General features: G+C 63.5%; 9 protein-coding genes and 4 pseudogenes. 4 read left to right on the plus strand and 9 right to left on the minus strand.

What is annotated here, in order from left to right; all coding sequences use genetic code 11:
• Positions 1–41: 41 nt before the first annotated feature.
• Positions 42–884: a uroporphyrinogen-III C-methyltransferase gene (gene cobA / locus AB4N42_RS18420; RefSeq protein ID WP_407683670.1), complete on the plus strand. Its 843-nt coding sequence runs from the start codon at positions 42–44 to the stop codon at positions 882–884.
• Entirely contained in the window at positions 881–2,377 is a 1,497-nt protein-coding gene (locus AB4N42_RS18425; RefSeq protein ID WP_407683671.1) for a cytochrome D1 domain-containing protein, read from the plus strand. Before cobA ends, AB4N42_RS18425 begins: the two co-directional genes overlap by 4 nt.
• 492 nt (positions 2,378–2,869) lie before the next feature.
• Here AB4N42_RS18425 and AB4N42_RS18430 read toward each other — a convergent pair.
• From AB4N42_RS18430 to nosR, 6 genes and pseudogenes are all read right to left on the minus strand, one after another.
• Positions 2,870–3,398: pseudogene (locus AB4N42_RS18430) on the minus strand (nitrous oxide reductase accessory protein NosL).
• A 28-nt stretch (positions 3,399–3,426) separates the two neighbouring features.
• Positions 3,427–4,257 (minus strand): ABC transporter permease, encoded by an 831-nt coding sequence (locus tag AB4N42_RS18435; protein WP_460115118.1) that lies wholly within the window; start codon positions 4,255–4,257, stop codon positions 3,427–3,429.
• Complete coding sequence (locus AB4N42_RS18440; protein ID WP_030138794.1) at positions 4,254–5,171, minus strand: ABC transporter ATP-binding protein; 918 nt, start codon at positions 5,169–5,171, stop codon at positions 4,254–4,256. The genes AB4N42_RS18435 and AB4N42_RS18440 overlap by 4 nt, the downstream gene beginning before the upstream one ends.
• Positions 5,168–6,481, minus strand: a complete 1,314-nt coding sequence (locus AB4N42_RS18445; RefSeq protein ID WP_217859390.1) for a nitrous oxide reductase family maturation protein NosD — start codon at positions 6,479–6,481, stop codon at positions 5,168–5,170. The genes AB4N42_RS18440 and AB4N42_RS18445 overlap by 4 nt, the downstream gene beginning before the upstream one ends.
• Before the next feature lie 25 nt (positions 6,482–6,506).
• Positions 6,507–8,426 carry a TAT-dependent nitrous-oxide reductase gene (gene nosZ, locus AB4N42_RS18450; protein WP_030138792.1) on the minus strand — a complete coding sequence of 640 codons (1,920 nt, stop codon included), beginning with the start codon at positions 8,424–8,426 and terminating at the stop codon, positions 6,507–6,509.
• 54 nt (positions 8,427–8,480) lie between these two features.
• Positions 8,481–10,632: pseudogene (gene nosR, locus AB4N42_RS18455) on the minus strand (transcriptional regulator NosR).
• A gap of 504 nt (positions 10,633–11,136) precedes the next feature.
• On the opposite strand from nosR, the pseudogene AB4N42_RS18460 reads away from it, so the two are divergent.
• Positions 11,137–13,723: pseudogene (locus AB4N42_RS18460) on the plus strand (excinuclease ABC subunit UvrA).
• 198 nt (positions 13,724–13,921) lie between these two features.
• Here AB4N42_RS18460 and hemN read toward each other — a convergent pair.
• From hemN to AB4N42_RS18475, 3 genes are all read right to left on the minus strand, one after another.
• Positions 13,922–15,310, minus strand: coding sequence for an oxygen-independent coproporphyrinogen III oxidase (gene hemN / locus AB4N42_RS18465; RefSeq protein WP_460115119.1), 1,389 nt, complete (start codon positions 15,308–15,310; stop codon positions 13,922–13,924).
• Positions 15,307–16,674 carry an oxygen-independent coproporphyrinogen III oxidase gene (locus tag AB4N42_RS18470; protein ID WP_460115120.1) on the minus strand — a complete coding sequence of 456 codons (1,368 nt, stop codon included), beginning with the start codon at positions 16,672–16,674 and terminating at the stop codon, positions 15,307–15,309. The genes hemN and AB4N42_RS18470 overlap by 4 nt, the downstream gene beginning before the upstream one ends.
• 85 nt (positions 16,675–16,759) lie before the next feature.
• On the minus strand, positions 16,760–17,203 hold the full coding sequence (locus tag AB4N42_RS18475; protein WP_030138787.1) for a CopD family copper resistance protein: 444 nt from the start codon (positions 17,201–17,203) through the stop codon (positions 16,760–16,762).
• 389 nt (positions 17,204–17,592) lie between these two features.
• On the opposite strand from AB4N42_RS18475, the pseudogene AB4N42_RS18480 reads away from it, so the two are divergent.
• Positions 17,593–23,206, plus strand: a pseudogene (locus AB4N42_RS18480) (putative Ig domain-containing protein).
• Positions 23,207–23,546: the final 340 nt, after the last annotated feature.

Raw genomic sequence — 23,546 nt, forward strand, 5'->3', positions numbered from 1 at the left:
ATAGCCCGACGGCGAACCTGATGAAGAACCAAGGAAGTCCCATGCCTGCCCCCATCGTTTTGCCCGCTGCCCTGCAATCGTCCTTCCGGCCTGGGGAAGTCGCCCTGGTCGGCGCCGGTCCCGGTGATCCGGGCCTGTTGACCTTGCGAGCCTGGAGCCTGCTGATGCAAGCCGACGCGGTGGTCTACGACCGCTTGATCAGCCCGCAGTTGCTCAGCCTGATCCCACTGGCTTGCGCCCGCCATTACGTCGGCAAGGCCGCCGGTTGTCACAGCCTGCCCCAACCGCAGATCAACCAACTGCTGGCCGATCTGGCGGACCAGGGCCAGCGAGTCGTCCGGCTCAAGGGCGGCGACCCGTTCATCTTTGGCCGTGGCGCTGAAGAGCTGGAGTACCTGTTGTCTCGCGGCATCGACTGCCAGGTGGTGCCCGGCATCACTGCCGCGGCCGGCTGCTCGGCCTATGCCGGCATTCCACTGACCCATCGCGACCTGGTCAATTCCTGCCGGTTCATCACCGGTCATTTGCAGCGCGACGGTGAGCTGGACTTGCCGTGGCGCAGCCTGGCCGATGACAGCCAGACGCTGGTGTTCTACATGGGCTTGTCGAACCTGCGCACCATTGCCGAGCGATTGATAGCGGCCGGGCTCTCGGCAGACACCCCGGCGGCGTTGATCAGCAACGGCACGCGCCCTGACCAACAGGTGCTGCGCGGCACGCTTGGGGCGTTGCCGGACATGGCCCAGGCCTGCCTCGACGGGCTGCCCACATTGACCGTGATCGGCAAGGTCGTCGGCCTGTTTGCCCAGCAGTCGGTGCAGCATCCGGCGCGTATTCATCCGACGCCACGGGCTCAACCCTTCGCCTCGAAGGTGGCGTCATGAAGGGCTGGTGGTTCACTCCAGTGCTGTGGATCAGCGTGGCCCACGGTGCGGACGTCAAAGGGCCGGACCTGGACCAGGCCGAGCGCAACTATCAGCAGCACTGCCAGCAATGCCACGGCGTCAATCGCATCGGCGCAGCCGGGCCGGCGCTGTTGCCGCAAAGCCTGAGCCGGATCAAGCCCGCCGAAATCCGCCAGGTCATCGAAAACGGCCGCCCCGCCAGTCAGATGGCAGCGTTTGGCACCGTGCTGGATGCCGCGCAGATCGATGGGCTGACCGACTATCTCCAGCGCCCACCCGCCGTCGAGCCGACCTGGAACGAAGACGACACTCGCCGCAGTCATCGCCTGCTGGCGGATCTCGCCACCCTGCCGGACAAACCTCGGCACAACGCCGACCCGCTGAACCTGTTCGTGGTGGTGGAGGCCGGCGATCACCATGTCGATATCGTCGACGGCGATCGCTTCGAGGTGCTGGCGCGTTTCGCTTCGCATTTCGCCCTGCACGGCGGCCCGAAATTCTCCCCGGACGGCCGTTTCGTCTACTTCGCGTCACGGGACGGCTGGATCAGCCTGTACGACCTGCACAACCTCAAGCTCATCGCCGAAGTCCGCGCCGGGCTCAATACCCGTAACCTGGCGGTGAGCAAGGACGGTCGCTGGGTGCTGGTGGGCAATACCTTGCCGGGCAATCTTGTGGTGCTGGATGCCCGTGACCTGTCGCTGGTCAAGACCGTTGCAACGGTCGGGCTGGACGGCCAGGCATCGCGGGTCAGCGCGGTCTATACGGCGCCGCCGCGGGACAGCTTCATCGTCGCGCTGAAGGACGTGAAGGAAGTCTGGGAGCTGTCCACCGGTCCGAACCCGGACTTTGTGCCGAGGCGCATCGAGGCCGAGGATTACCTGGATGACTTTTCCTTCTCGCCCGACTATCGGCAGCTACTCGCCACCTCGCGCAAGGCCCAGGGCGGGCAAGTGATCAACCTCGACACCGGACGGATCGTCACGGATATCGCGCTGCCGGGCATGCCGCACCTGGGCTCGGGGACCTATTGGAAACGCAATGGGCATTGGGTGTTCGCCACGCCCAATATCAGCAAGGGGCTGATTTCGGTGATCGACTTCAACACCTGGAAAGTCATCAAGCAGATCCCCACCCTCGGGCCGGGCTTCTTCCTGCGCAGCCATGTCAATTCCCGCTATGCCTGGACCGATGTGTTTTTCGGCCCCGACAACGATGCCATCCACCTGATCGACAAGCAGACCCTGGAAATCGCCCACACCCTGCGCCCGATGCCCGGGAAAACCGCCGCCCACGTCGAATTCACCCGCGACGGCCGCTACCTGCTGCTGAGCATCTGGGATACCGATGGTGCGTTGATTGTCTACGACAGCAACACCCTGAAGGAGATCAAACGCCTGCCGATGAACAAACCGTCGGGCAAATACAACGTGGGCAACAAGATCGAGTTTGCCGAGGGGACCTCGCACTGACCTGGCATTGCGGGGGGCTGCTGCGCAGCCCAGCGGGGCGGTGCGACGTTTCGCTGAATCCCCTCGCCACAAGGGCTGCGTTGATAACCCTTTCTTCCAGCCACCCAATCCCCGTGGCGAGGGAGCTTGCTCCCGCTGGGTTGCGCAGCGACCCCAAAAAGGCCAAGCCCAATTAACCTGACCCACCTCGGTGACTGTTCCAAGGTCTGCTGCGCAGCCCAGCGGGAGCAAGCCCCCTCGCCACGGGATCGGTGTCAGCCTGTGTACTGCAAAGCGATTGGAATACCTGTGGCGAGGGGATTCATCCCCGCTGGGTTGCGTAGCGACCCCAAAAAGGCCCAACGCAATCAACCTGACCCACCTCGCTAACTGTTCCAAGGGCTGCTGCGCAGCCCAGCGGGAGCAAGCTCCCTCGCCACGGGATCGGTGTCGGTCTTGTGTTCCAAGCCAATCGAAGCATTTGTGGCGGGAGGATTTGATCCCCCAAAGCGGTCAATGACTCATCGATGACATCGCCCCGGCCTGCCCCAGCAGCTTCTGGTCGATGTCCTCCAAACGCAGGACTTTGCCGCCGGTATCGTGGGCGAGTTTTTGTGCCGCCTCGGGGTCGGAGAAGGAGGCCAGGACCACGCCCATGGCGCCCTTGAGTCCGGAGCCGATCACGAAGTAGGCGGTGCGGGCGTCGATCAGGTGGGCGTCGTCCGGTGCGTCCCAATGGCTGCGGCCCATGTCGTGGACATACAGCTTCACGTCGGCGCGGTGGTTTTCCGGTTGCAGCCACCAGCCAAGCATTTCCGCCGGAGAGCAGAACTTCTTCGTCCCGCTCGGCACCGACCGCCGCGCCCTTGGGCCCGGGGAAATCGGTGATGACCATGCCACACACATGGCATTCATCCCCAGGATGAAAAGCCAGTCCCGCCTGGGCAGCCGGCGGCGATTGAGCCTTGTCGCAAGCCACCAGCGCCAGGCACACCAGAACCCCGGCCAGGACACGGCTCACCTTGAAATAAACCCTGTTCATCACATCCTTCCTCATCAAGACCAGAAACTCATGGGCATCGGCGATTGAACAACCGATAGGCCAGCCACAACGGCACCCCCAACCACAACCCCAGGCACAGCCACAGCAGCGGCGCTGAAACCGGCAAATCGCTGCCCAGCGTCAACACGCCGGCCCCACTGGAAGCGGCGTCGAACCCCGACACATTGATCAGTCGATACACATCAGTCGGGTTCAACAGCAACAGCCAAGGCAACAGCTCCGGACTGAACCGGCCCTCGCTCAGCACCAGCAACGCCAGCAGCGCCAGGTCGAACACCAGCACGAAGAAAAACCACACGCCCAGCGCCAGCCCCGCCGCGGTGGATTTTTCCGCCGACAGGCAACTCAGCACATAGGCCAACCCGAGGAACACCCAACCGAGCAGCGTGCTGGACAGCATGAAGCGACCGAAGGCCCAGAGCAGCAGGCTCAGCTCCACGTCATTCACCAGCACGGCAATGGCCAGCATCGCGCAGCCAAAGCCAATCAGGGTCGCCAGGGCCAGGATCAGCCCATGGCCGACAAACTTGCCCAACAACAGCTGCCCGCGGCCCAGCGGATACGTCAGCAACAGCAACAACGTGCCGCTTTCGTCCTCGCCGACAATCGCGTCGTAGGCCAGCAGCAAGGCAATCAGCGGCATCAGGAACGTCGCCAGGCTGGCGAGGCTGGCCACCGTCGCCGGCACCGAGGTGAAGCCCAATTGGCCGGACGCCGCCGCACCGAGCCAGGCGATGCCGATCGCCAGCACCGCGAACAACAAGCTGATCGCCAACAGCCACCGGTTGCGCAGGCCGTCGCTGAGTTCCTTGCGGGCCATGTTCCAGATCGGGTTCATTGGCCGGCCTCCTCGGTCGCTGCGCGGGTCATGTAGTGGCGGTACAAATCTTCCAGCGAGGGAGGCTTGATCTCCACGTCCGTCGGGTCGTCCTGGGCCAGCAACTGGCGCAGCAACACCAACTTGCTGCCGTCCGGCGCGGACACTTGCACACCTTCAGCGCCCCAGCCCTGGGTGACGTGCCCTTCGCTGCGCCAGTGCTGGCGCAGCCAGTCGGCCCGGGACAGGCCCGACGCGCGGATCAGCGTCGGCAGCTCCGCGTCCTCGCGCAATTGCGCCAGGCTGCCCAGGGCCAGCAGCCGCCCCCGGGTGAGAATCGCGGCGCGGTTGATGTGTGCCTCCACACCCGGCAAGACATGGGAGCAAAGAATGATGCTGGTGCCCTGCCAGCGCAGGCGATCGAGCAACTGATAAAGGTCCTGGGTGGCGATGGGGTCCAGGCCCACGGTCGGTTCATCCAACAGCAGCAGGCGCGGTTGGCCGAGCAAGGCCTGGGCCAGGCCGAGGCGCTGGCGCATGCCTTTGGAATAGGTGCGCACCCGCCGTTTCGCTGCGCCCGCCAGCCCCACCTCCTCAAGCAATCGCTCGACCTGCTCAGGCGCCGCGCCCTTGAGCCGGGCGAAATGCTGCAAGGTTTCCAACCCGCTCAACTGCGGATAGAACATGACGTTCTCCGGCAGGTAGCCGAGCATGCGCCGCACGTCCGGGTCGCTGGGCCCGCGGCCGAAGACCCGCACCTGCCCCGAGCTGGCCTGCAGCAAACCGAGAATCAGCTTCATGGTGGTGGTCTTGCCCGCGCCGTTGTGCCCGAACAGGCCGAGCACTTCGCCTTGGGCCAGGGTCAAGTCAAGCCCGTGCAGCACGGCGACGTCGCCATAACGCTGGCTGACGCCTTCGATTTCGACGACGTTCAAGACGCGTCCTCCTGGGCAACGTTGCGTGGAAAGGGTTGAATGGGCGCTTGCATCAGCGGATGGCTGTCCATCACGCCGGGGGATTTCATCACCGGGAAGGCCCGCTGCACCCAGCGCAGCAGTTCGACGCCCGGGCTGTTCATCAGCAAGCGCACCTGCGGATACAACCACAGCAGCCGATCAACGTTATCGTTGGGTTCATAGGCGACATCACCAACGCCGTCGCTGTTGCGGTCCCAGCCCAGGTAGTCGCTCCAGTAATTGCCGCGCCCGTCCGCCGACCATTCCTGCAACCGGGTGGCGACGTATTTGACCTGGCGCTGGTTATGGACGAAGGCATTGCCGGCGATGCGGTTGTCCTCCGAGCCGGCGGTGAGGTGGATGCCCACGGCGCTGCGCTCGAAATGATTGCCTTCGATGCGGTTGAACAGCGAGTTGTAGATAAACAGCGCCTTGCCTTCGGCGCCGGTGATCATGGTGTCGCCGGTGGACCCGTCGCGCACATCCGTGACGAAGTTGTCGCGCAAGGTCGAATAGGTGATGTAGTTCATCAGGATCCCGTAGTTCTGGTCCTGTTCGGAGCGGTTGCCGATCACCGTCAGTTGACGGCTTTGCATCAGCGCGTAACCGGTGCGGGTGCGCCGAGTGGTGTTGCCCAGCAGTTGGTTGTCGTTGGCGAACATGTAGTGCACGCCGTAGCGCAAATCCTCCAGGGTGTTGCCCTGCAGCAGGTTGCCGTTGGAGGTGTCGATGTAGATGCCGTCACGGGTGTCGCGGATCTGGTTGCCGATGACCCGCGCGCCATGCACCGCGTACAGGTGAATGCCATTGCCACGGTCCTGGGAGCGCAGGCCCGGGTCGCCCTGGATGCGGTTGTCGATGAGGCTGACGTCCCGCGTGCCATCGACCCAGATGCCGAAGCCCTGGCCCTGCATGCGGTTCGCCCGCACCACCGCGCCTTGCCCTGCAGGCTGGATGAACACGGCGGCGTTCATGGCCGTCAGGTCATGGCCCCAGTCCAGGAAGGTGCAGCCTTGGACCTGGACGTTCGGTGCCCGGATGACCAGGCCGTTGCCCTCGCCCTGCCCCTGGAAAACCGCGTCCGGCGCGCACGTGAGCGTCATGGGTTGATCAATGCTGAACGCGCCACGGTACTCACCGGCCGGCAGGCGCCATTGCTGGTCGCCCTCGGCCTGCAATGGCAAGTCCATGATCGACTGCGGCGCGCTGGACGCGCCGCCCGACAACAGACAGAACATCAGCGCAATGACCGTTCGATGAGCGTTTGCATGCGACATGTTCCCGGTCATTGCACCTGCCTCCTCGATGAATGACTCAGGCTTTTTCAACCAGCATGCGCCCGACCATTTCCATGTGCAGCGCATGGCAGAACCAGCTGCAGTAGTACCAATGCAGGCCTGGCTTGTCGGCCATGAAGGTGATGGAAGAGGTTTGCTGGGGGCTGATCTCCATGCTCGCGCCGTGGTTGGTCATGACAAAACCGTGGGACACGTCCTCGATCTGGTCGATGTTGGTGATCGTCACCGTCACCTCGTTGCCCTGTTTGACGGTGAACTCCGTCAGGCCGTAGGCCGGCGCCATGGAGGTCATGTAGACCCGCACCTTGTTGCCGTCGCGGATGACCTTGTTGTCAGTCTCCAGGTTGATGCCGTCCTTCTTCGCCCGGGCCACGGTTTCGGCGAAGAACGGGTCGTTGCGGTTCCAGATCTTCTGGGTCTTGATCTGGTCGCGCCGCGCGAGGATGCAGTCGTGGGGCTCGGCGAAGGCCGGGCCGTCGTGGACCAGTTTCATTTCGTCGCCGGAGATGTCGATCAGTTGGTCGTTCTCAGGGTGCAGCGGGCCGGTGGGCAGGAAGCGGTCCTTGGAGAACTTGCACAGCACCACCAGCCACTTGCCGTCGGCATCACTGGTTTCGGTCAGGGACGCATGGTTGTGCCCGGGCTGGTACTGCACGTCGAGTTTCTGCTTGATGTAATTGACCTTCTCGCCCTTGTAGGCGCGGATGGCCTCGTCCATGTTCCATTTCACCACCTGGCTGTCGATGAACAGCGTGGTATAGGCATTGCCGCGTCCGTCGAAGGTCGTGTGCAGCGGCCCCAGGCCAAGTTCCGGCTCGGCGACAATGACTTCGCGCGGGTCTTTGTAGCGGTCGTTGAACAAGTCATCCAGGCGGTCGATGGCGATCATCGAGACGGTCGGCGAGAGCTTGCCGTTGGCGATGAAGTATTTGCCGTCAGGCGAAGTGTTGAGACCGTGGGGGTTCTTCGGCACGGGGATGTAGCGGGTGAACTCGCTGTCCTTGCCATCGACTTTACGGCCGTCCACCACCGGCACTTTGGAACCGTCCAGGTTGATGAACTTGCCGGCCTTGATCGCCGCCTCGATGCGCGGGATGTTGAACACCACGACCCAGTCGCGCTCGTTGCGCATCATGCCGCCCAGGTCGTAGGCCTTCTCCGAGTTATAGCAGGTGCTGGCGGCGTATTTGCCGGTGTAGTCGGCGTCCGAGTTATCCAGGTTGCCGTCGACGATGACCTGGAAGGCCATCTCCATTTTCTCGGCATCGATGGCGTTGAACATCGTGAAGCTGTTCTTGTCCTGCAGGTCGAAGGTGTGACCGTCGTTAGGGTGCGGAATGACGAACTCGGCGTTGGCGAACACGTACTTGGTGTACGGCACCTTTTGCAGGCGCAGGCCGTGGATCGCTTGCACGTTGGGCACGGTAAGGATCTTGTCGCACTTCATGATGTCGAGGCGAATGCGCGCGACCCGCGAGTTGGCCTTGTCGTTGATGAACAGGTATTTGCCGTCGTACTTGCCGTCAGTCATGGAGATGTGCGGGTGATGGCAATCGCCGTTCTGGTACTTGGCGCTGTCGCCGAGAATGTGCTTGCTCTCGTTGGTCAGGCCCCAGCCGGTCGCCGAATCGACGTTGAACACCGGGATGCGCATCAGCTCGCGCATCGATGGCACGCCGAGCACCCTCACCTCGCCTTGGTGGCCGCCGCTCCAGAAACCGTAGTATTCGTCGAGCTCGCCGGGGCCGACGTGGATCTTCGACTTGGCCTCCTTGGCCGCTGCCGCCCAGGATTCGCGGGTGAATGTTCCGGCCCCCAGTGCGGTGGCGCCCGCCAACACGGCGCCAGTGACCGCGCCAGTGCCGAGGAATGTCCGCCGGCTGACGCCCCTGGGCTCTTCCACTGCGTCAGGCGTCGGGATTTTTTTATCGCTCATGCTGTGTGTGCTCCGTGAAGAATGAAAGGGTCGAGGCCAGGTCTTGCGCGCCTTTCAAGGCGTCGGCTCCACCTGCACCACCGGGATTCGTTGCGGGTCGGCCGGGTTTGCCTTGCCACGTTTCTTGCGCTTGTTGATCAAGGGCGGGCATTTGTTTTCGTTGTGCCAGGTCATCTGGCAGTCGAGGCAGTAGTGGCATTCGTTGGCGTTGATCCGGCCGTCGGGGTGGATCGCCTGGATCTCGCATTCCTTGGCGCACAGTTGGCACGGGTTGCCGCACTCCTTGCGGCGCTTGAGCCAATCGAACAGGCGCAGCCGGGTTGGCATCGCCAGCGCGGCGCCGAGTGGGCAGACGTAGCGGCAATAGACTTTGCGGGTGAACAGGTTGATCAGCAGCAGCCCCGCCGCGTAGGCGACGAACCACCACTGGCGATTGAACTTGAGGGTAATGGCGGTCTTGAACGGCTCCACTTCGGCCAGTCGCTCGGCGGTGGCCATCGACTCCAGCGAGACGCCGAACAGCACCAGCAAAATGATGTACTTGATTGCCCACAGGCGCTCATGAACGGCGAACGGCAGCTCGTATTGCGGCACCTTGAGCTTGCGCGCCAGCTCGTTGATCAGTTCCTGCAACGCGCCGAAGGGGCACAGCCAGCCGCAGAACACCCCGCGTCCCCAGAGCAGGATGCTGGCGGCGGTGAACACCCAGAGGATGAAGATCAGCGGATCGGTGAGGAACAGTTCCCAGCGGAAACCTTCGAACAGCGCGTGGACGAAGGTCAGTACGTTGACCACCGACAACTGCGCCAGCGCGACGCCGCCGAGGAACACCACGGTGAACACCAGGTAACCGCGACGCACCCAATGCAGCAGCGTTGGACGCCGGGCCAAGGAGTCCTGGAAAAACAGGATCGCCGTCAACACCAGCAACGCCGCGCCGAGCACGCTGATCTCGACGCTTTTCTGGTACCAGAGGGTCAGCCACATCGGCCGGCTGGCCTCTTCGGCCGCCGCCAGTTGCTCGGCCGTCGGCAATGGCCGCTCCAGATAAGGCTCGGGCAGTTGGTAGCCGAGTTCGAAACTGCTGAAGGTACCGCTGACCGGCCCGGTCTGGCGCCGCACCAGCAGTTCCAGGCTCCACGGCGCGCCGGGGTCGAAACGGTGGGCGGCGCGAATGATGAAGATCGCCATCTCGTCGAAGTCCGGCATGTCGGCGGCAGCGACGTCATCCAGGCGTTGGAAATCCAGGTCGCGGAAACTGATGGTGTCGCCGGACTGGCGCAATTGCACCCGGTCGAAAATCCCCCCGCGCACGTAGCCCGAGCCCTTGAACGAATAGCGGCCGCTGCCCATCACCGCGATCGCCTGCTCGCCTGGCTTGAGCTCGGCCATCAGCGTGCGGTACTGCGTCTCGCCCAGCAGATTGCGGCCGATGGTGGGTGGGTTGAGGTGGGTGACGTAGAGGTCGATGAAGGTGTCGTTCACCTGCTCGCCACTGGCGGTTTCGACGTGTTCGGCTTCGGTGCCTTTGAACGAGGCGTCGACCTGGCCACGGGTCAGGTGCAGGCGCCGCACCGCGCCGTTGCCCACCAGGGTGGTCCAATCGGCGGGCTGGTAGAAATCGTCCCGCACGCGGGCCGGCGCCACGGCCAATCCGGCATCGCCCTTGACCAGGCCCAGGGACACGGCGACGTCGTGGGCGGCGCGCATGATGACTTCGTTGACCACCATGGCCGTCACGGTGGCGCCGGCGATCGCATCGACCGTCACCGCATTCGGGTCGCTGGAATGCCCCACCACCACGCGCTGGTTGACCTTGATGCCACTGTAGCGTGCGCTGAAGGCGTGGAGTTTTTCTTCGGCGATGCCGATCAGCAGGATCGGTTCGTGGTGTTCCAGCACGTAGGCGTCGAGGATCACACCGGCGGGATCGAGGACCACCTGGACGTTTATCGGTTTGCCTGAATAGGCCGGGATGTTCACCACATCCAGGCTTTGGAACACGTAGCCTACGACCTTGCCGGCGGCGGAGAGCTTGCGAACCTTGAAAGGGCCTTCGGGTTCGGAAGTCGAATCGACCTGGCCCAGGACGTGATGGATGCGTTGTTGCTCGATTTCACCGTAGTCCTTGGCCTGGGCAATGCTAGGCAAGTATCAGCAGTAGAAGGAACAGCCCGGGAAACCAGGAACGGGATGGGTGCAGCATCGCTAAGGGACGGGTCATGAGCGCCAGGGCTTGAAGACAGGATCTTGGCGACCATTCTGCGGCTCGCCCCTGCCCTCGGCCCTTGATTGAAATCAACTCGGCGTTGATAACCCGTTTTTCCAGCCACCCCAATCCCCGTGGCGAGGGAGCTTGCTCCCGCAGGACACTGTAGGAGCTGGCGAAGCCTGCGATCTTTTGATCTTTTGATCTTTTGATCTTTTGATCTTTCGCTTGAGATTCAAGTGTCCTCGGAAAGATCGCAGCCTCGCTTCGCTCGGCAGCTCCTACAGGGCCCCAGCGGGAGCAAGCTCCCTCGCCACGAAAGCGGTTCGGCGCAGACGGCGGGAATTCTTTTCGCACGCAAGCGGTCGAACCCGGTCGCATAATGGTCAGCGTTGTGATGCAGTCCGCTCCCCACCGCTGTAATGCACCGACCCCATAAGGAATCCTTGATGCACTCACGCTCCGCCCCCCGCTCCTACCGCTGGCACCGGTTTCGTCCGGGTGCGTGGCGCCCGCGAACACAATCTCAAGAACGTCGATGTCGACATCCCTCGCGATGCCCTGGTGGTGTTCACCGGCGTGTCGGGCTCCGGCAAATCCTCGCTGGCTTTCTCCACCCTCTACGCCGAAGCCCAGCGTCGCTACTTCGAGTCGGTCGCGCCTTACGCGCGGCGGCTGATTGACCAGGTGGGCGTGCCCGACGTGGACAGCATCGAAGGCCTGCCACCCGCGGTCGCCTTGCAGCAGCAACGCGGCACGCCGAGCGCGCGGTCCTCGGTGGGCAGCGTCACCACGTTGTCGAGCCTGATCCGCATGCTCTACTCCCGCGCCGGCAGTTACCCGGCGGACCAGCCGATGCTCTATGCCGAGGACTTCTCGCCCAACACGCCCCAGGGCGCCTGCCCAGCGTGCCATGGTTTGGGCCGAGTCCACGAAGTGACCGAAGCCACCATGGTGCCCGACCCTTCGCTGACCATCCGCGAACGCGCCGTGGCCGCCTGGCCCATGGCGTGGCAAGGCCAGAACCTGCGGGACATCCTGGTGACCCTTGGCTATGACGTCGACATTCCCTGGCGCGACCTGCCGAAGAAACAACGCGACTGGATCCTCTTCACCGAAGAGACTCCCACTGTCCCGGTGTACGCCGGGCTCACCCCGGCCCAGACCCGCGAAGCCCTCAAGCGCAAGCTCGAACCCAGCTACCAAGGCACCTTCAGCGGCGCCCGGCGCTACCTGCTGCACACTTTCATGCATTCGCAAAGCGCGCAGATGCGCAAGCGCGTGGCCCAATACATGCGCGCCAGCCCCTGCCCCGCCTGCGACGGCAAGCGCCTCAGGCGCGAGGCGCTGACCGTTACCTTCGCCGGGCTGGACATCGCCGAGTTGTCCAACCTGTCGTTGCTGGAATTGGCCGAAGTGCTCAAGGCCGTCGCTGCGCCCGACTATCTGGAGCAACCCGAAGAGCCGGGCGATGTGCTCACCCACCGCCAGACCCGCGAAGCCCGCGAGCAACGCGCAGCCAGGGGCGACAACCCGCACGCCGGCAGGGCCTGACGCGCGCCACACGCCCAACCTGTCCCTGGAAAAACGCCTGGCCGCCCAGCGCATTGCCGCCGAACTGCTCGAACGCATCGTCACGCTGATCGACCTCGGCCTCGGCTACCTGGCCCTGGAGCGCAGCACGCCGACACTGTCCTCCGGCGAACTGCAACGCCTGCGCCTGGCGACCCAGCTCAATTCCCAGCTGTTCGGCGTGATCTACGTGCTGGACGAACCCTCCGCCGGTTTGCACCCGGCCGACAGCGAAGCCCTCTTCGGCGCCCTGCAACGCCTGAAGGCGGCGGGCAATTCGGTGTTCGTGGTCGAGCACGACCTGGACACCTTGCGCCGCGCCGACTGGCTCATCGATGTCGGCCCCGACGCGGGCGAGCAAGGTGGCAAGATTCTCTACAGCGGTCCGCCCGAAGGCCTGGGGCAAGTGGCCGAGTCCAAGACCCGCGCCTACCTGTTTGCCGAAGAACAGGTCACCGCGCGAACCCCACGCAAACCCGAGGATTGGCTGCGCCTGGAAGGCATCACCCGCAACAACCTCGATAACCTGAGCGCGGCGTTTCCCCTGGGCTGCTTCACGGCGGTGACCGGCATTTCCGGCTCGGGCAAATCGAGCCTGGTCAGCCAGGCCTTGCTGGATCTGGTTGGCGCGCACCTGGGCCAGCCCAGCGCCAGCGTCGAGGCCGAAGAACAAAGCCTGGAAGACGAACCGGTGCAGGCCAGCGGTGGCCAAGTCACCGCCGGGCTCGAACGGATAAAACGCCTGGTCCAGGTCGACCAGAAACCCATCGGCCGCACGCCGCGCTCCAACCTCGCCACCTACACCGGACTGTTCGACCACGTGCGCAAGCTCTTCGCCGCAACCGAACAGGCCCAGGCCTTGGGATACGACGCCGGGCGATTTTCCTTCAACGTCGCCAAGGGCCGTTGCGAAACCTGCGAAGGCGAAGGCTTCGTCAGTGTGGAGTTGCTGTTCATGCCCAGCGTCTATGCCCCCTGCCCGACCTGCCACGGCGCCCGCTACAACCCGCAGACCCTGGAAGTGCGTTGGGAAGGCCTGGACATCGCCCAGGTGCTGCAACTGACAGTGAACCAGGCCATGGAAGTCTTCGCCGAACAAGCGGCAGCCCGGCGTTCGCTACAGGTGCTGCAGGACATCGGCCTGGGCTACCTGCGCCTCGGCCAACCGGCCACCGAACTGTCCGGCGGCGAGGCCCAGCGGATCAAGCTGGCGACGGAACTGCAACGCAAGGCCCGGGGCGCGACGCTGTACGTGCTGGACGAGCCCACCAACGGCCTGCATCCCCAGGACGTCGATCGTTTGCTGGTGCAACTGAATCGCCTGGTGGACGAAGGCCATACCGTGGTCGTGGTGGAACATGACATGCGGGTGGTGGCGCAGAGCGACTGGGTCATCGACATCGGCCCGGGGGCTGGGACGCAGGGTGGGAAGGTCGTGGTGAGCGGTGTGCCGCAGGTGGTGGCAGCTTGCAAGGAGAGCCGTACGGCACCGTTTCTGAAAAAAGCGTTGAACTGAACAATCTTTATTGAAGAAACAGAACCCTGTGGCGAGGGAGCTTGCTCCCGCTGGGCTACGAAGTAGCCCCAAGGAAGTTGGCCGCGATCCAAATGACACACCGCGGTGGCTGGTTTTGGGGCTGCTGCGCCCGAGGCGTCGGACCGCCCCAGCGGGAGCAAGCTCCCTCGCCACAAAAAGCGGACCTGTCACATCGCTTCAAACCGTACGCGAATACTGCACCGTCTGTTCCCCCGCCAGGTACGCGTCGAAGGCCATCGCCACGTTACGCATCATCAGTTGCCCTTGGGGCAGCAACACCAGCGAGTCGGCACGAATGTCCAGCAGCCCATCACCCACCAGTTCCTGAAGCTTATCCAGCGCCTCGCCGAAGTAATCGGCAAAACGAATGCCGTGGGCGGCCTCGATCCGGCCGAAATCGATCTGGCCGTGGCACATCAGCTCGCTGATCACTTCGCGGCGCAAGCGGTCATCATCGCTCAGGCGGTAACCGCGCTGGACCGGCAACAAGCCCTGGTCCAGGCGCGCGTAATACTGGGAAAGCTCCTTGACGTTCTGGTTGTAGCTGTCACCGACCTTGCCGATCGAGGACACGCCCAGGCCGATCAAATCGCAATCGGCGTGGGTGGAATAGCCCTGGAAATTACGTTGCAACGTACCCTCGGCACGGGCGCGCACCAGTTCGTCGTCCGGCAGCGCGAAGTGGTCCATGCCGATGTACACGTAGCCGGCCTCGGTCAGGCGATTGATGGTCAGTTCCAACAACTCCAGCTTGCGCTCCGGTGGCGGCATGTCCTCGGGGCGGATCATCCGTTGCGCCCTCACCCGCTGCGGCAGGTGCGCGTAGCTGTACGCCGCGATCCGGTCGGGACGCAGGGCGATGATCTTGTCCAGGGTGACGTCGAAACTGGCGATGGTCTGCAACGGCAGGCCATAGATCAGATCGACGCTGACCGACTTGAACCGTGCCCGCCGCGCGGCCGCCACCAGTTCGGCGACTTGCGCTTCGCTTTGTATGCGATTGACGGCGGCTTGCACCTGCGCGTCGAAATCCTGGATACCGAAGCTCAGGCGATTGAACCCCAGCCGGCGCAGCCCCTGGATTTGCTCGGCATCGATCGTGCGCGGATCCACCTCGATGGAGAATTCGTGGGCGTCGCTGTCATCCATGTCGAACGACTGGTGCAGGCAGTCCATCAGGTCAGCCAGTTGCTCATGGGTCAGGTAGGTGGGTGTGCCGCCGCCCAGGTGCAGTTGGGTCAACTTGCGGGAGCGGTCGAACAAGGTGGCCTGCAAGGCAATTTCGCGCTTGAGGTAGGTCAGGTACTCGGCGGCGCGGTGGGTCTTGCGGGTGATGATCTTGTTGCAGGCGCAGTAATAACAAAGGCTCTGGCAGAACGGGATGTGGATGTATACCGACAGCGGCTTGGGCACCGGGGCCTGGTTGCTGCGCTGGGCGGCCTGGCGATATTCGTCCATGGCGAACGCCGGGTGAAACTGCGGCGCGGTGGGATACGACGTGTAGCGCGGCCCTGGGCGATCGTATTTTTCGACCAGGGCGCGATTGAAAGCGGAGGCAGCGTTCATGAAGGGTTCAACTTCTCAAAAGAGTGATGGCCTGCGTTATCCGGTGCGGGGTCGAACAGGTTGCAGATCGCGTCCACGCTCAGGCGCCCGGCGGGCAGGATGCCGATGAAACGGCTCGACAGCTCGATCAATCCCTGAGCGTGCAACTGCTCCAACTGTGGCCAGATGACCGCGAAATGTTCGCGAAACACCAGGCCGAAACGCGACTCGACGGCGGGAATATCCAGCTCCAGGTCGCAGGACAACTGTTCGGTGACGGTCGCTCGGATCTGGTCCTGCGCCTCGCAGCGCCAACCACGACACACCGGCAGCTGCCCGGCGTCGAGCTGCTGGCAGTACCGCAGCAGGTCATCGGTGTTCTGCACATAAAGCTGTTCGATCTGGGTGATGGCCGCCAAGCCGAGGCCGACGTGGTCACAGCAACCATGCCGGGTAAATCCCTGGCAGTTGCGATGCAGTCGGCCGTGCTCCTGGGCCACGGCCAGGTCGTCGTCAGCCCGGACAAACTGACCCAGGCCGATGTAGTGATAACCCGCCGCGACCAGCTGTTCGCAGCAAGCGCGACGCATGGCGTCTTTGTCGGCCTCGCTGCAAAAGGCCCCGGCGCCTCCGGCGTTCTTCGAACGATAGCGATAAGGCGCGCGGGCATAATCGAAAACGTGCAGGCGATCCGGCTCCAGCTCGATCAAGGTCGCCAGTTTCTGGGCGAAACTCCGGGGCGTCTGCCAAGCGTGGCCGTAGCCTAGGTCAATGTTGATGGAGCGAAAACCAAAGGTCCGCGCCGCATCGATCAGCGAATGGATCGGCGCCGGGTTCTGGTAGCAATCGACCGACAGCTCGCTGTCGACACCGATGTCGGGCACGCCGATGCTGACATGGGTGAAGCCTTGGTCGCGGATCAGGCCCATGGTCGACCAGTCGGTATGGTGCAGGTCGACCTCGATGCTGTGGTCGCCGCTTTCGCAGAAATCGAAGCGTTTGCGCAGGTCGCTCATCAACCGTTGCAGATGGGTAATCACCGGGGTTCCGCCGGTCAGGCAAAACTGCTCGACCCGTCGCCCGCTGCCGAGGTGGCAGGCGACCAGGCCCAGTTCGTAGGTCAGGCGTTGCAGGTAGCCGTCGATTTCGCCGCACTGGCACACGCTGGCCAGGGGTGAGCAGGAGGCCAGCCGCAAGCGCGATGGCAGGTGCACCGTCAGCGACAGCGGACGGCGTTTCTGCCGGCTGGCGCGCAAGCCCCTGAGCAAGTCGAGCGAGCCGATGCCGCCGTGGAACTTGCGTGTACCGACCGGACAATCGAAGTCCGCCACCGCAGGGGGTCGCCCCAAGGGACGGTCACCGGGGGAATGGAACAGGTCGAACATGACAATCTCCGAGTGGCTCGCACGGCAACAGTGTCGGGCTTATCCCGTGTGGGCGCCTTGACCTGTATCAAGCGTCCCGCAGCGACTACCAGCTCAGGTAGAACATGCCCTTGGCCAGCAGCACGATCGCGACCATGTGCAGGAACACGCTGGTATGAATGAACTGGACGTAGCGCGCATTCATGCGACCGCTTCGAAACAACCACATGGCCCAGAGAAAATGCCCCAATACGCTGGCTGCGAGCAGGATCTTGAGCCCCAGCAACACACCGAACGACGATTGCAGCGGCGCCGCCAGCACCGGCCGATAACGCAGCCAGACCATGGCGATGCCCGCGCCAAACAACACCAGCAACACCCACGGCATCAACTGCCGGGCACGCCGGCTGATGCCCTGCTCCAGCAGCACCATCACTTTGTTGGGCAACTGCTTGCGGATGTTTTCCAGGAACAACACCTCGAAAAACACCGTGCCGATGAAGATCAGCGCGGCGAACAGGTGCAGGGTGAGAAACAGCGGATAAGTCATGGCAGCCCTTTTTCGGCGGGGCGAATGGTTGATTCGAGGGTATCGCGCAGGCGTTGTGGTGGGGTTGATGCCAATCAAGGAAAGGCCACGCCACCGGAGTACCTCGTGTGGGAGCGGGCTTGCTCGCGAAAGCGGCAGTTCAAGCGACATCGATGTGGCTGACATACCGTCTTCGCGAGCAAGCCCGCTCCCACAGGGTTCGATGTTTAGTCCGAAAAAGCGTCAAGGAAATGTTACACACCTGAAATTCCGCGCAACCGTTTATCAGTTTTTTGACACTTCCCCGATGCGCGGTCACAACTTTTTCACTCCGTTGGGTCATAACACCGTGGTCGCCGATGGAATATTGGCATCCAACGAGGTTTTTAGCCTGATACGGAGATAAGTCCATGATTTTCAACGTACAAGATTTTGGCGCCAAAGGAGATGGCGTTACTGACGACACGGCGGCCATTCAAAGTGCGATCGATGCGGCGGCAGCCGCGGGCGGTGGGCAGGTCTACATGCCCACCGGCACCTACATCGTTTCGGGGGGCGAGGAACCGTCCGATGGCTGCTTGATGCTCAAGAGCAACGTCTACCTGTACGGCGACGGCATGGGCGACACCACGGTCAAGCTGGCCGACGGCTCCGACACCAAGATCACCGGCATCATCCGTTCGGCCTATGGCGAGGAAACCCACGATTTCGGTGTCAGCAACCTCACCATCGACGGCAACCGCGACGCCACCACCGGCAAGGTGGATGGCTGGTTCAACGGCTACATCCCCGGTGAAGAAGGCTACGACTCCAACGTCACCCTCGACAGCGTCGAGATCAAGGATTGCTCCGGGTACGGTTTCGACCCCCACGAGCAGACCGTCAACATGGTCATCAAGAACAGCGTCTCCCACGGCAACGGCCTCGATGGTTTCGTCGCCGACTTCCTCAGCGACAGCACCTTCGAAAACAACGTCGCCTACGACAACGACCGCCACGGTTTCAACGTCGTCACCAGCACCCACGATTTCACCCTGACCAATAACGTTGCCTACGGCAACGGTGGCAACGGCATCGTGGTGCAGCGCGGCAGCGAGGACATCCCCTCGCCCAGCAACATCACCATCACCGGTGGCGAGGTGTACGGCAACGGCGCCGAAGGCGTGCTGATCAAGCTGTCCAGTGAAGTGACCGTCACCGGCGTCGACATCCACGACAACACCAGCGCCGGCATCCGCATCTACGGCAGCAACCACGTCGACATCATCGACAACACGCTCAACAACAACGCCCTGGGCAGCGCGGTGCCGGAGATCATCATCCAGTCCTACGACGACACCCTCGGCGTGTCCGGCAAGTACTTCAACGGCAGCGACAACCTGATCCAGGGCAACGTGATCAGCGGCAGCAACCTGTCCACCTACGGCGTCGCCGAGCGCAATGAAGACGGCACCGATCGCAACGCGATCATCGCCAACACCATCAGCCACACCAGCAAGGGCGCGACGCTGGTCTACGGTGACGGCAGCTACGTCAGCGCCACGGTGCCGATGACCACCGTGCAAGGCACGGCGGGCAACGACATTCTCACCGGCACCAGCGCCAGCGAAATCTTCTACGGCGCGGCCGGCAACGACACCATCAATGCCGCAGCCGGGGCCGATGTCCTGGTGGGCGGCGCGGGGGTCGACAAACTGACCGGCGGAACTGGTGCCGATACGTTCCGCTTCGCCAACCAGTCCGACAGTTATCGCAACGCCACGACCAGTTTCGACGATACCATCACCGACTTCGACGTGACGCAGGACAAGATCGACCTCGCCGGCCTCGGCTTCACCGGCCTGGGCAATGGCCGTGGCGGCACCCTGCAAATAAGCTACAGCGCCAGCAACGATCGCACCTACATCAAGGACTTCGACGCCGATGCCAGCGGCAATCGCTTCGAGCTGATTCTGTCGGGCAACCTGGCAAGCACCCTGACGGCCAGCAACTTCATCTTCAACCGGGTCATCACCGGCACCGCCGGCAGCGATTCGTTGCTGGGCAGCGACGCGGCCGACACCCTGCTCGGCCTGGCGGGCAATGACAGCCTCAGCGGTGGCGCGGGCGACGACAAGCTCGACGGCGGCGCCGGCATGGACACCCTCACGGGCGGCGCCGGGGCCGATACCTTCGTGTTCTCCAACCGCCTGGACAGCTACCGCAACTACAACACCGGCGGCGCCAACCTCGGTGACCTGATCACCGACTTCGACATCGCCGCCGACAAGATCGACCTTTCCGCCATGGGCTTCACCGGCCTGGGCGACGGCAAGAACAACACCGTCTACCTGGTGCTCAACAGCGCCGGCACCAAGACCTACATCAAGTCGCTGGAAGCGGATGCCAATGGCAACCGCTTCGAGGTGGCGCTGGACGGCAACTACCTCGACAAACTGACCAACGCCAACTTCGTCTTCGCCACGTCTTCACCGGTCAACCAGGCCCCGGTGGTGGCAACGCCGCTGCTGGACCAGAACGCTACCGAGAAGACCCCCTTCAGCTACGTGGTGCCGGCCACCGCCTTCACCGACCCGGATAACGACAGCCTCAGCTACACCGCCAAGCTGGCCGATGGCAGCGCCCTGCCCAGCTGGCTGACGTTCAACGCCGCCACGCGCACGTTCAGTGGCACCCCACCGGACACCGCGTCGGGCACCTACTCGATCCAGGTCACCGCGACCGATGGCAGCAACGCGACGGTCAGCGACAGCTTTACCCTGGCCGTGCAGGACGTACCCACTTCCGTGATCATCAACGGCACGCCGAACAACGACACCTTGACCGGCACCACGGCCAACGAGCAGCTCTTCGGTGGCGCCTACAACGACACGCTCAACGGCGCCGCTCGGCAACGACATCCTGGTGGGCGGCACCGGCGTCGACAAACTCACCGGCGGCGCGGGCGCCGACGTGTTCCGCTACACCTCCAAGCTCGACAGCTACCGCACCGGTTCCACCAGCGCCAGCGACCAGATCCTCGATTTCGACGTGGCCGCCGACAAAATCGACGTCGCGGCCCTGGGCTATACGGGCCTGGGCAACGGGCTCAACGGCACTTTGCAGGTCACGTACAGTTCGTCGACCAACCGCACCTACCTCAAGGACCTCACGGTCGATGCCAACGGCAACCGCTTCGAAATCTCGATGGCGGGCAACTTCGTCAGCAGCCTGACGGCCAATCACTTCGTTTTCGCCGACCAGAACACCCCGACCAACGTGGCGCCGGTGGTGGTCATCCCGCTGCTGGACCAGAACGCCAGTGAAAGCACGCCGTTCAAATACACCGTGGCGAGCAACAGCTTCAGCGACGCCAACCAGGATGTACTGACCTACACCGCGACCCTCGCCAACGGCAGCGCCCTGCCCTCGTGGCTGACATTCAACGCCACCAACCTGACCTTCAGCGGCACCCCAACCAACACCGCCGCTGGCAACTACGACGTGCTGGTCAAGGCCACCGACCCTTCGGGCGCATCGGTGAGTGACAGTTTCGCCCTGACCGTGGCCGACTCCCCCGCCAACACCATCACCGGCACCGCCAATGCCGAAACCCTCAACGGCACGGCCGGCGCCGATTTGATCCTCGGCCTGGGCGGCAGCGACACCATCAAGGCCGGCACGGGGGCGGACATCATCGACGGCGGCGCCGGGCGCGACTCGCTGTATGGCGGCGACGGCGCCGACACGTTCCGCTACAGCAACCTGTCCGACAGCTACCGCGACTACGACACCGGAGGCGTCACGGCCACGGACACGATCTACGACTTCACCGTCGGCGTGGACAAGATCGACGTGTCCGCGCTGGGCTTCACCGGCCTTGGCGATGGCAGCAACGGCACGCTCTACATGACCCTGAACGCCGCCGGCGACAAGACCTACGTCAAATCGAGCGAGGCCGACGCCGATGGCAATCGCTTCGAGATCGCGCTGAGCGGCAACTACCTAAACACCCTCACCGCCAGTGATTTCGTCTTCGGCGAACGCGCCCAGCAGGACATTCTCTATCTGCCGACACTCGGCCAATCCAACGCACGCCTGCTGCGCATGACCGAAGACGACGATCAATCCGGCACCTCGATGCTGGTCAACGACCTGGACAAGTACACCACCTATGACGTGCGCAGCCAGTTCACCGATGCCGACGGCAACGGGATCGACATCGCGGTGGGTGGCAGCACGGTCAACGGCTTGTCGACCTTGGGCGCCGAGGAGCTGAAGTTGTGCTGGTGGCTGACCGACACCAATCAACCCGGGCCAGCGTTATTGCGGGCCGTGACGTTGCTGCGCGACCAACTCACCGAACTGAAGGCCATCGACAACGTGACCATGGGCATCATCTGGGGCCAGGGCGAGGAAGCCGCCCAGGAAATCGCCCGGGCCACGGACAAGGCAGCGGCTGCGGCGGCCTATAAGGCGGCGACGTTGAAGGTTTTCGATTACCTGCACGCCCAGTTTGGCAATTTCACCGTGTACATGATGGAGACCGGTCACTACGAGCAGGACGCGGCACGTGCCCGTGGTTATGCCGAAGACAAGATCGCCGCCATCGTCGACGGTGTCGGCTATGTCCGCGCCACCCAGGAAGCCATCGCCGCCGAGCGCGCCGACGTCAAGTTGGCCGTGGACTACACCGACCTGCCCTTGCGCTATGAAGTCGACCCGCTGGTGTATCCCGATGACGTCTGGCACTTGCACGAAGAGTCGGCGGAAATCGTCGGCCAGCGCCTGGCGGACTACATCGCCGATGACCTCGGTTTCCAAGGCAACCCTAACGACAACAATAGCGTGCAGGACATTTTCGACGGCGCGCAGAACGAGGGTGGGAAAATCTTCGGTACCGACCAGGACGATACGCTGGTGGGCAGCGCCGGTAACGACACGCTGGACGGTGACTTGGGCGCCGACACCTTGACCGGTGGCGATGGCAACGACATCTACATCGTCGACAACGCGTTCGACAGCGTGGTGGAAACCAACACTTCGACCTCGCAGATCGATACGGTGCAGGCGTCGGTGAGTTGGACCCTTGGCGCCAACCTGGAAAACCTGGTGCTGACCGGCGTATCGGACATCGACGGCACCGGCAACGAGCGGCGCAACTTCATCACCGGCAACGTTGCCAACAACGTGCTCGATGGCGCTGCGGGGGCCGACAGCATGAGCGGTGGCGATGGTAACGACACGTACTACGTCGACAACGCCAGCGATACGGTGATCGAGACCAGCAGCAATCCGGTGTCCGGCGGCAAGGACAGCGTCCACAGCAGCCTGGCGGCCTACACCTTGGGCAACAACGTCGAGAACCTGTACATCGACAGCGCCAGCGCCGCCAACGGGACCGGTAACGCACTGGACAACACGCTGTTCGCCGGTGCCGGCGACAACATCCTCGACGGACGCGATGGCAACGACACGGTGTCGTTCGAGCGGGCCCTGGCTGGGGTGACCGTGAATCTATCAACCTCCGCCCAGCAAAACACGGGGGGTTCGGGGCTGGACACCTTGAAGTTCATCGAGAACCTGACCGGCAGTGCCTACGCTGACACGCTGTCGGGTAACAGCGCCGGGAACATCCTCAACGGTGGCGCGGGCAACGACACCTTGGTGGGCGGCTCGGGCGATGACCGGCTGATTGGCGGCGCGGGCACCGATAACCTCACGGGGGGCACGGGCGCCGATACGTATGCGTTTGGCGCGCTGTCGGACATGGGCGTCGGGGCGGCACGGGACGTGATCAACGGGTTCAAGACCACCGAGCTGGACAAGCTGGACCTCACCGGCCTGGACGCCAACCCGCTGACCGCCACCCACGATGCGTTCACCTTCATCGGCAGCAACGCCTTCGACACCACCAACGCCACTGGCCAGTTGCGGTTTGTCGACGGCATCCTCTACGGCAGTACCAACGCCGACGCCACCGCCGAGTTCGAACTCGCCCTGGTGGGCGTCAAGGAGCTGCATGCCAGCGACTTCACTGCCTGATTGAGCTTTTGAGGCTGCTTCGCAGCCAGCGGGAGCAAGCTCCCTCGCCACGGTGGGTCATGCCGCCCGCAATCTGTGGCGAGGGAGCTGGCTCCCGCTGGGCTGCGCAGCAGACCCAAAAAAGGCCAGTCGGGACTAACCTGACACACCGCAGTGCTTGGCTTGGGGGCCGCTTCGCAGCCCAGCGGGGCGGTGCGACGCTTCGCTAAATCCCCTCGCCACAAAAAGCCTGTTCTGCCACTTGTAACTGATACACCGATGCTGTCGTGGCGAGGGAGCTTGCTCCCGCTGGGCTGCGCAGCAGACCCAAAAAGGCCAGTCGGGACTAACCTGACACACC

This window comes from Pseudomonas sp. H2_D02, from assembly GCF_054677635.1.

What these genes read in the sequence shown, in the direction of transcription:
- AB4N42_RS18425 (WP_407683671.1), top strand. Translation starts at nt 881, where the DNA reads ATGAAGGGCTGGTGGTTCACTCCAGTGCTGTGGATCAGCGTGGCCCAC.
- AB4N42_RS18435 (WP_460115118.1), bottom strand. Translation starts at nt 4,257, where the DNA reads ATGAACCCGATCTGGAACATGGCCCGCAAGGAACTCAGCGACGGCCTG.
- cobA (WP_407683670.1), top strand. Translation starts at nt 42, where the DNA reads ATGCCTGCCCCCATCGTTTTGCCCGCTGCCCTGCAATCGTCCTTCCGG.
- AB4N42_RS18475 (WP_030138787.1), bottom strand. Translation starts at nt 17,203, where the DNA reads ATGACTTATCCGCTGTTTCTCACCCTGCACCTGTTCGCCGCGCTGATC.
- nosZ (WP_030138792.1), bottom strand. Translation starts at nt 8,426, where the DNA reads ATGAGCGATAAAAAAATCCCGACGCCTGACGCAGTGGAAGAGCCCAGG.
- AB4N42_RS18470 (WP_460115120.1), bottom strand. Translation starts at nt 16,674, where the DNA reads ATGTTCGACCTGTTCCATTCCCCCGGTGACCGTCCCTTGGGGCGACCC.
- hemN (WP_460115119.1), bottom strand. Translation starts at nt 15,310, where the DNA reads ATGAACGCTGCCTCCGCTTTCAATCGCGCCCTGGTCGAAAAATACGAT.
- AB4N42_RS18445 (WP_217859390.1), bottom strand. Translation starts at nt 6,481, where the DNA reads ATGACCGGGAACATGTCGCATGCAAACGCTCATCGAACGGTCATTGCG.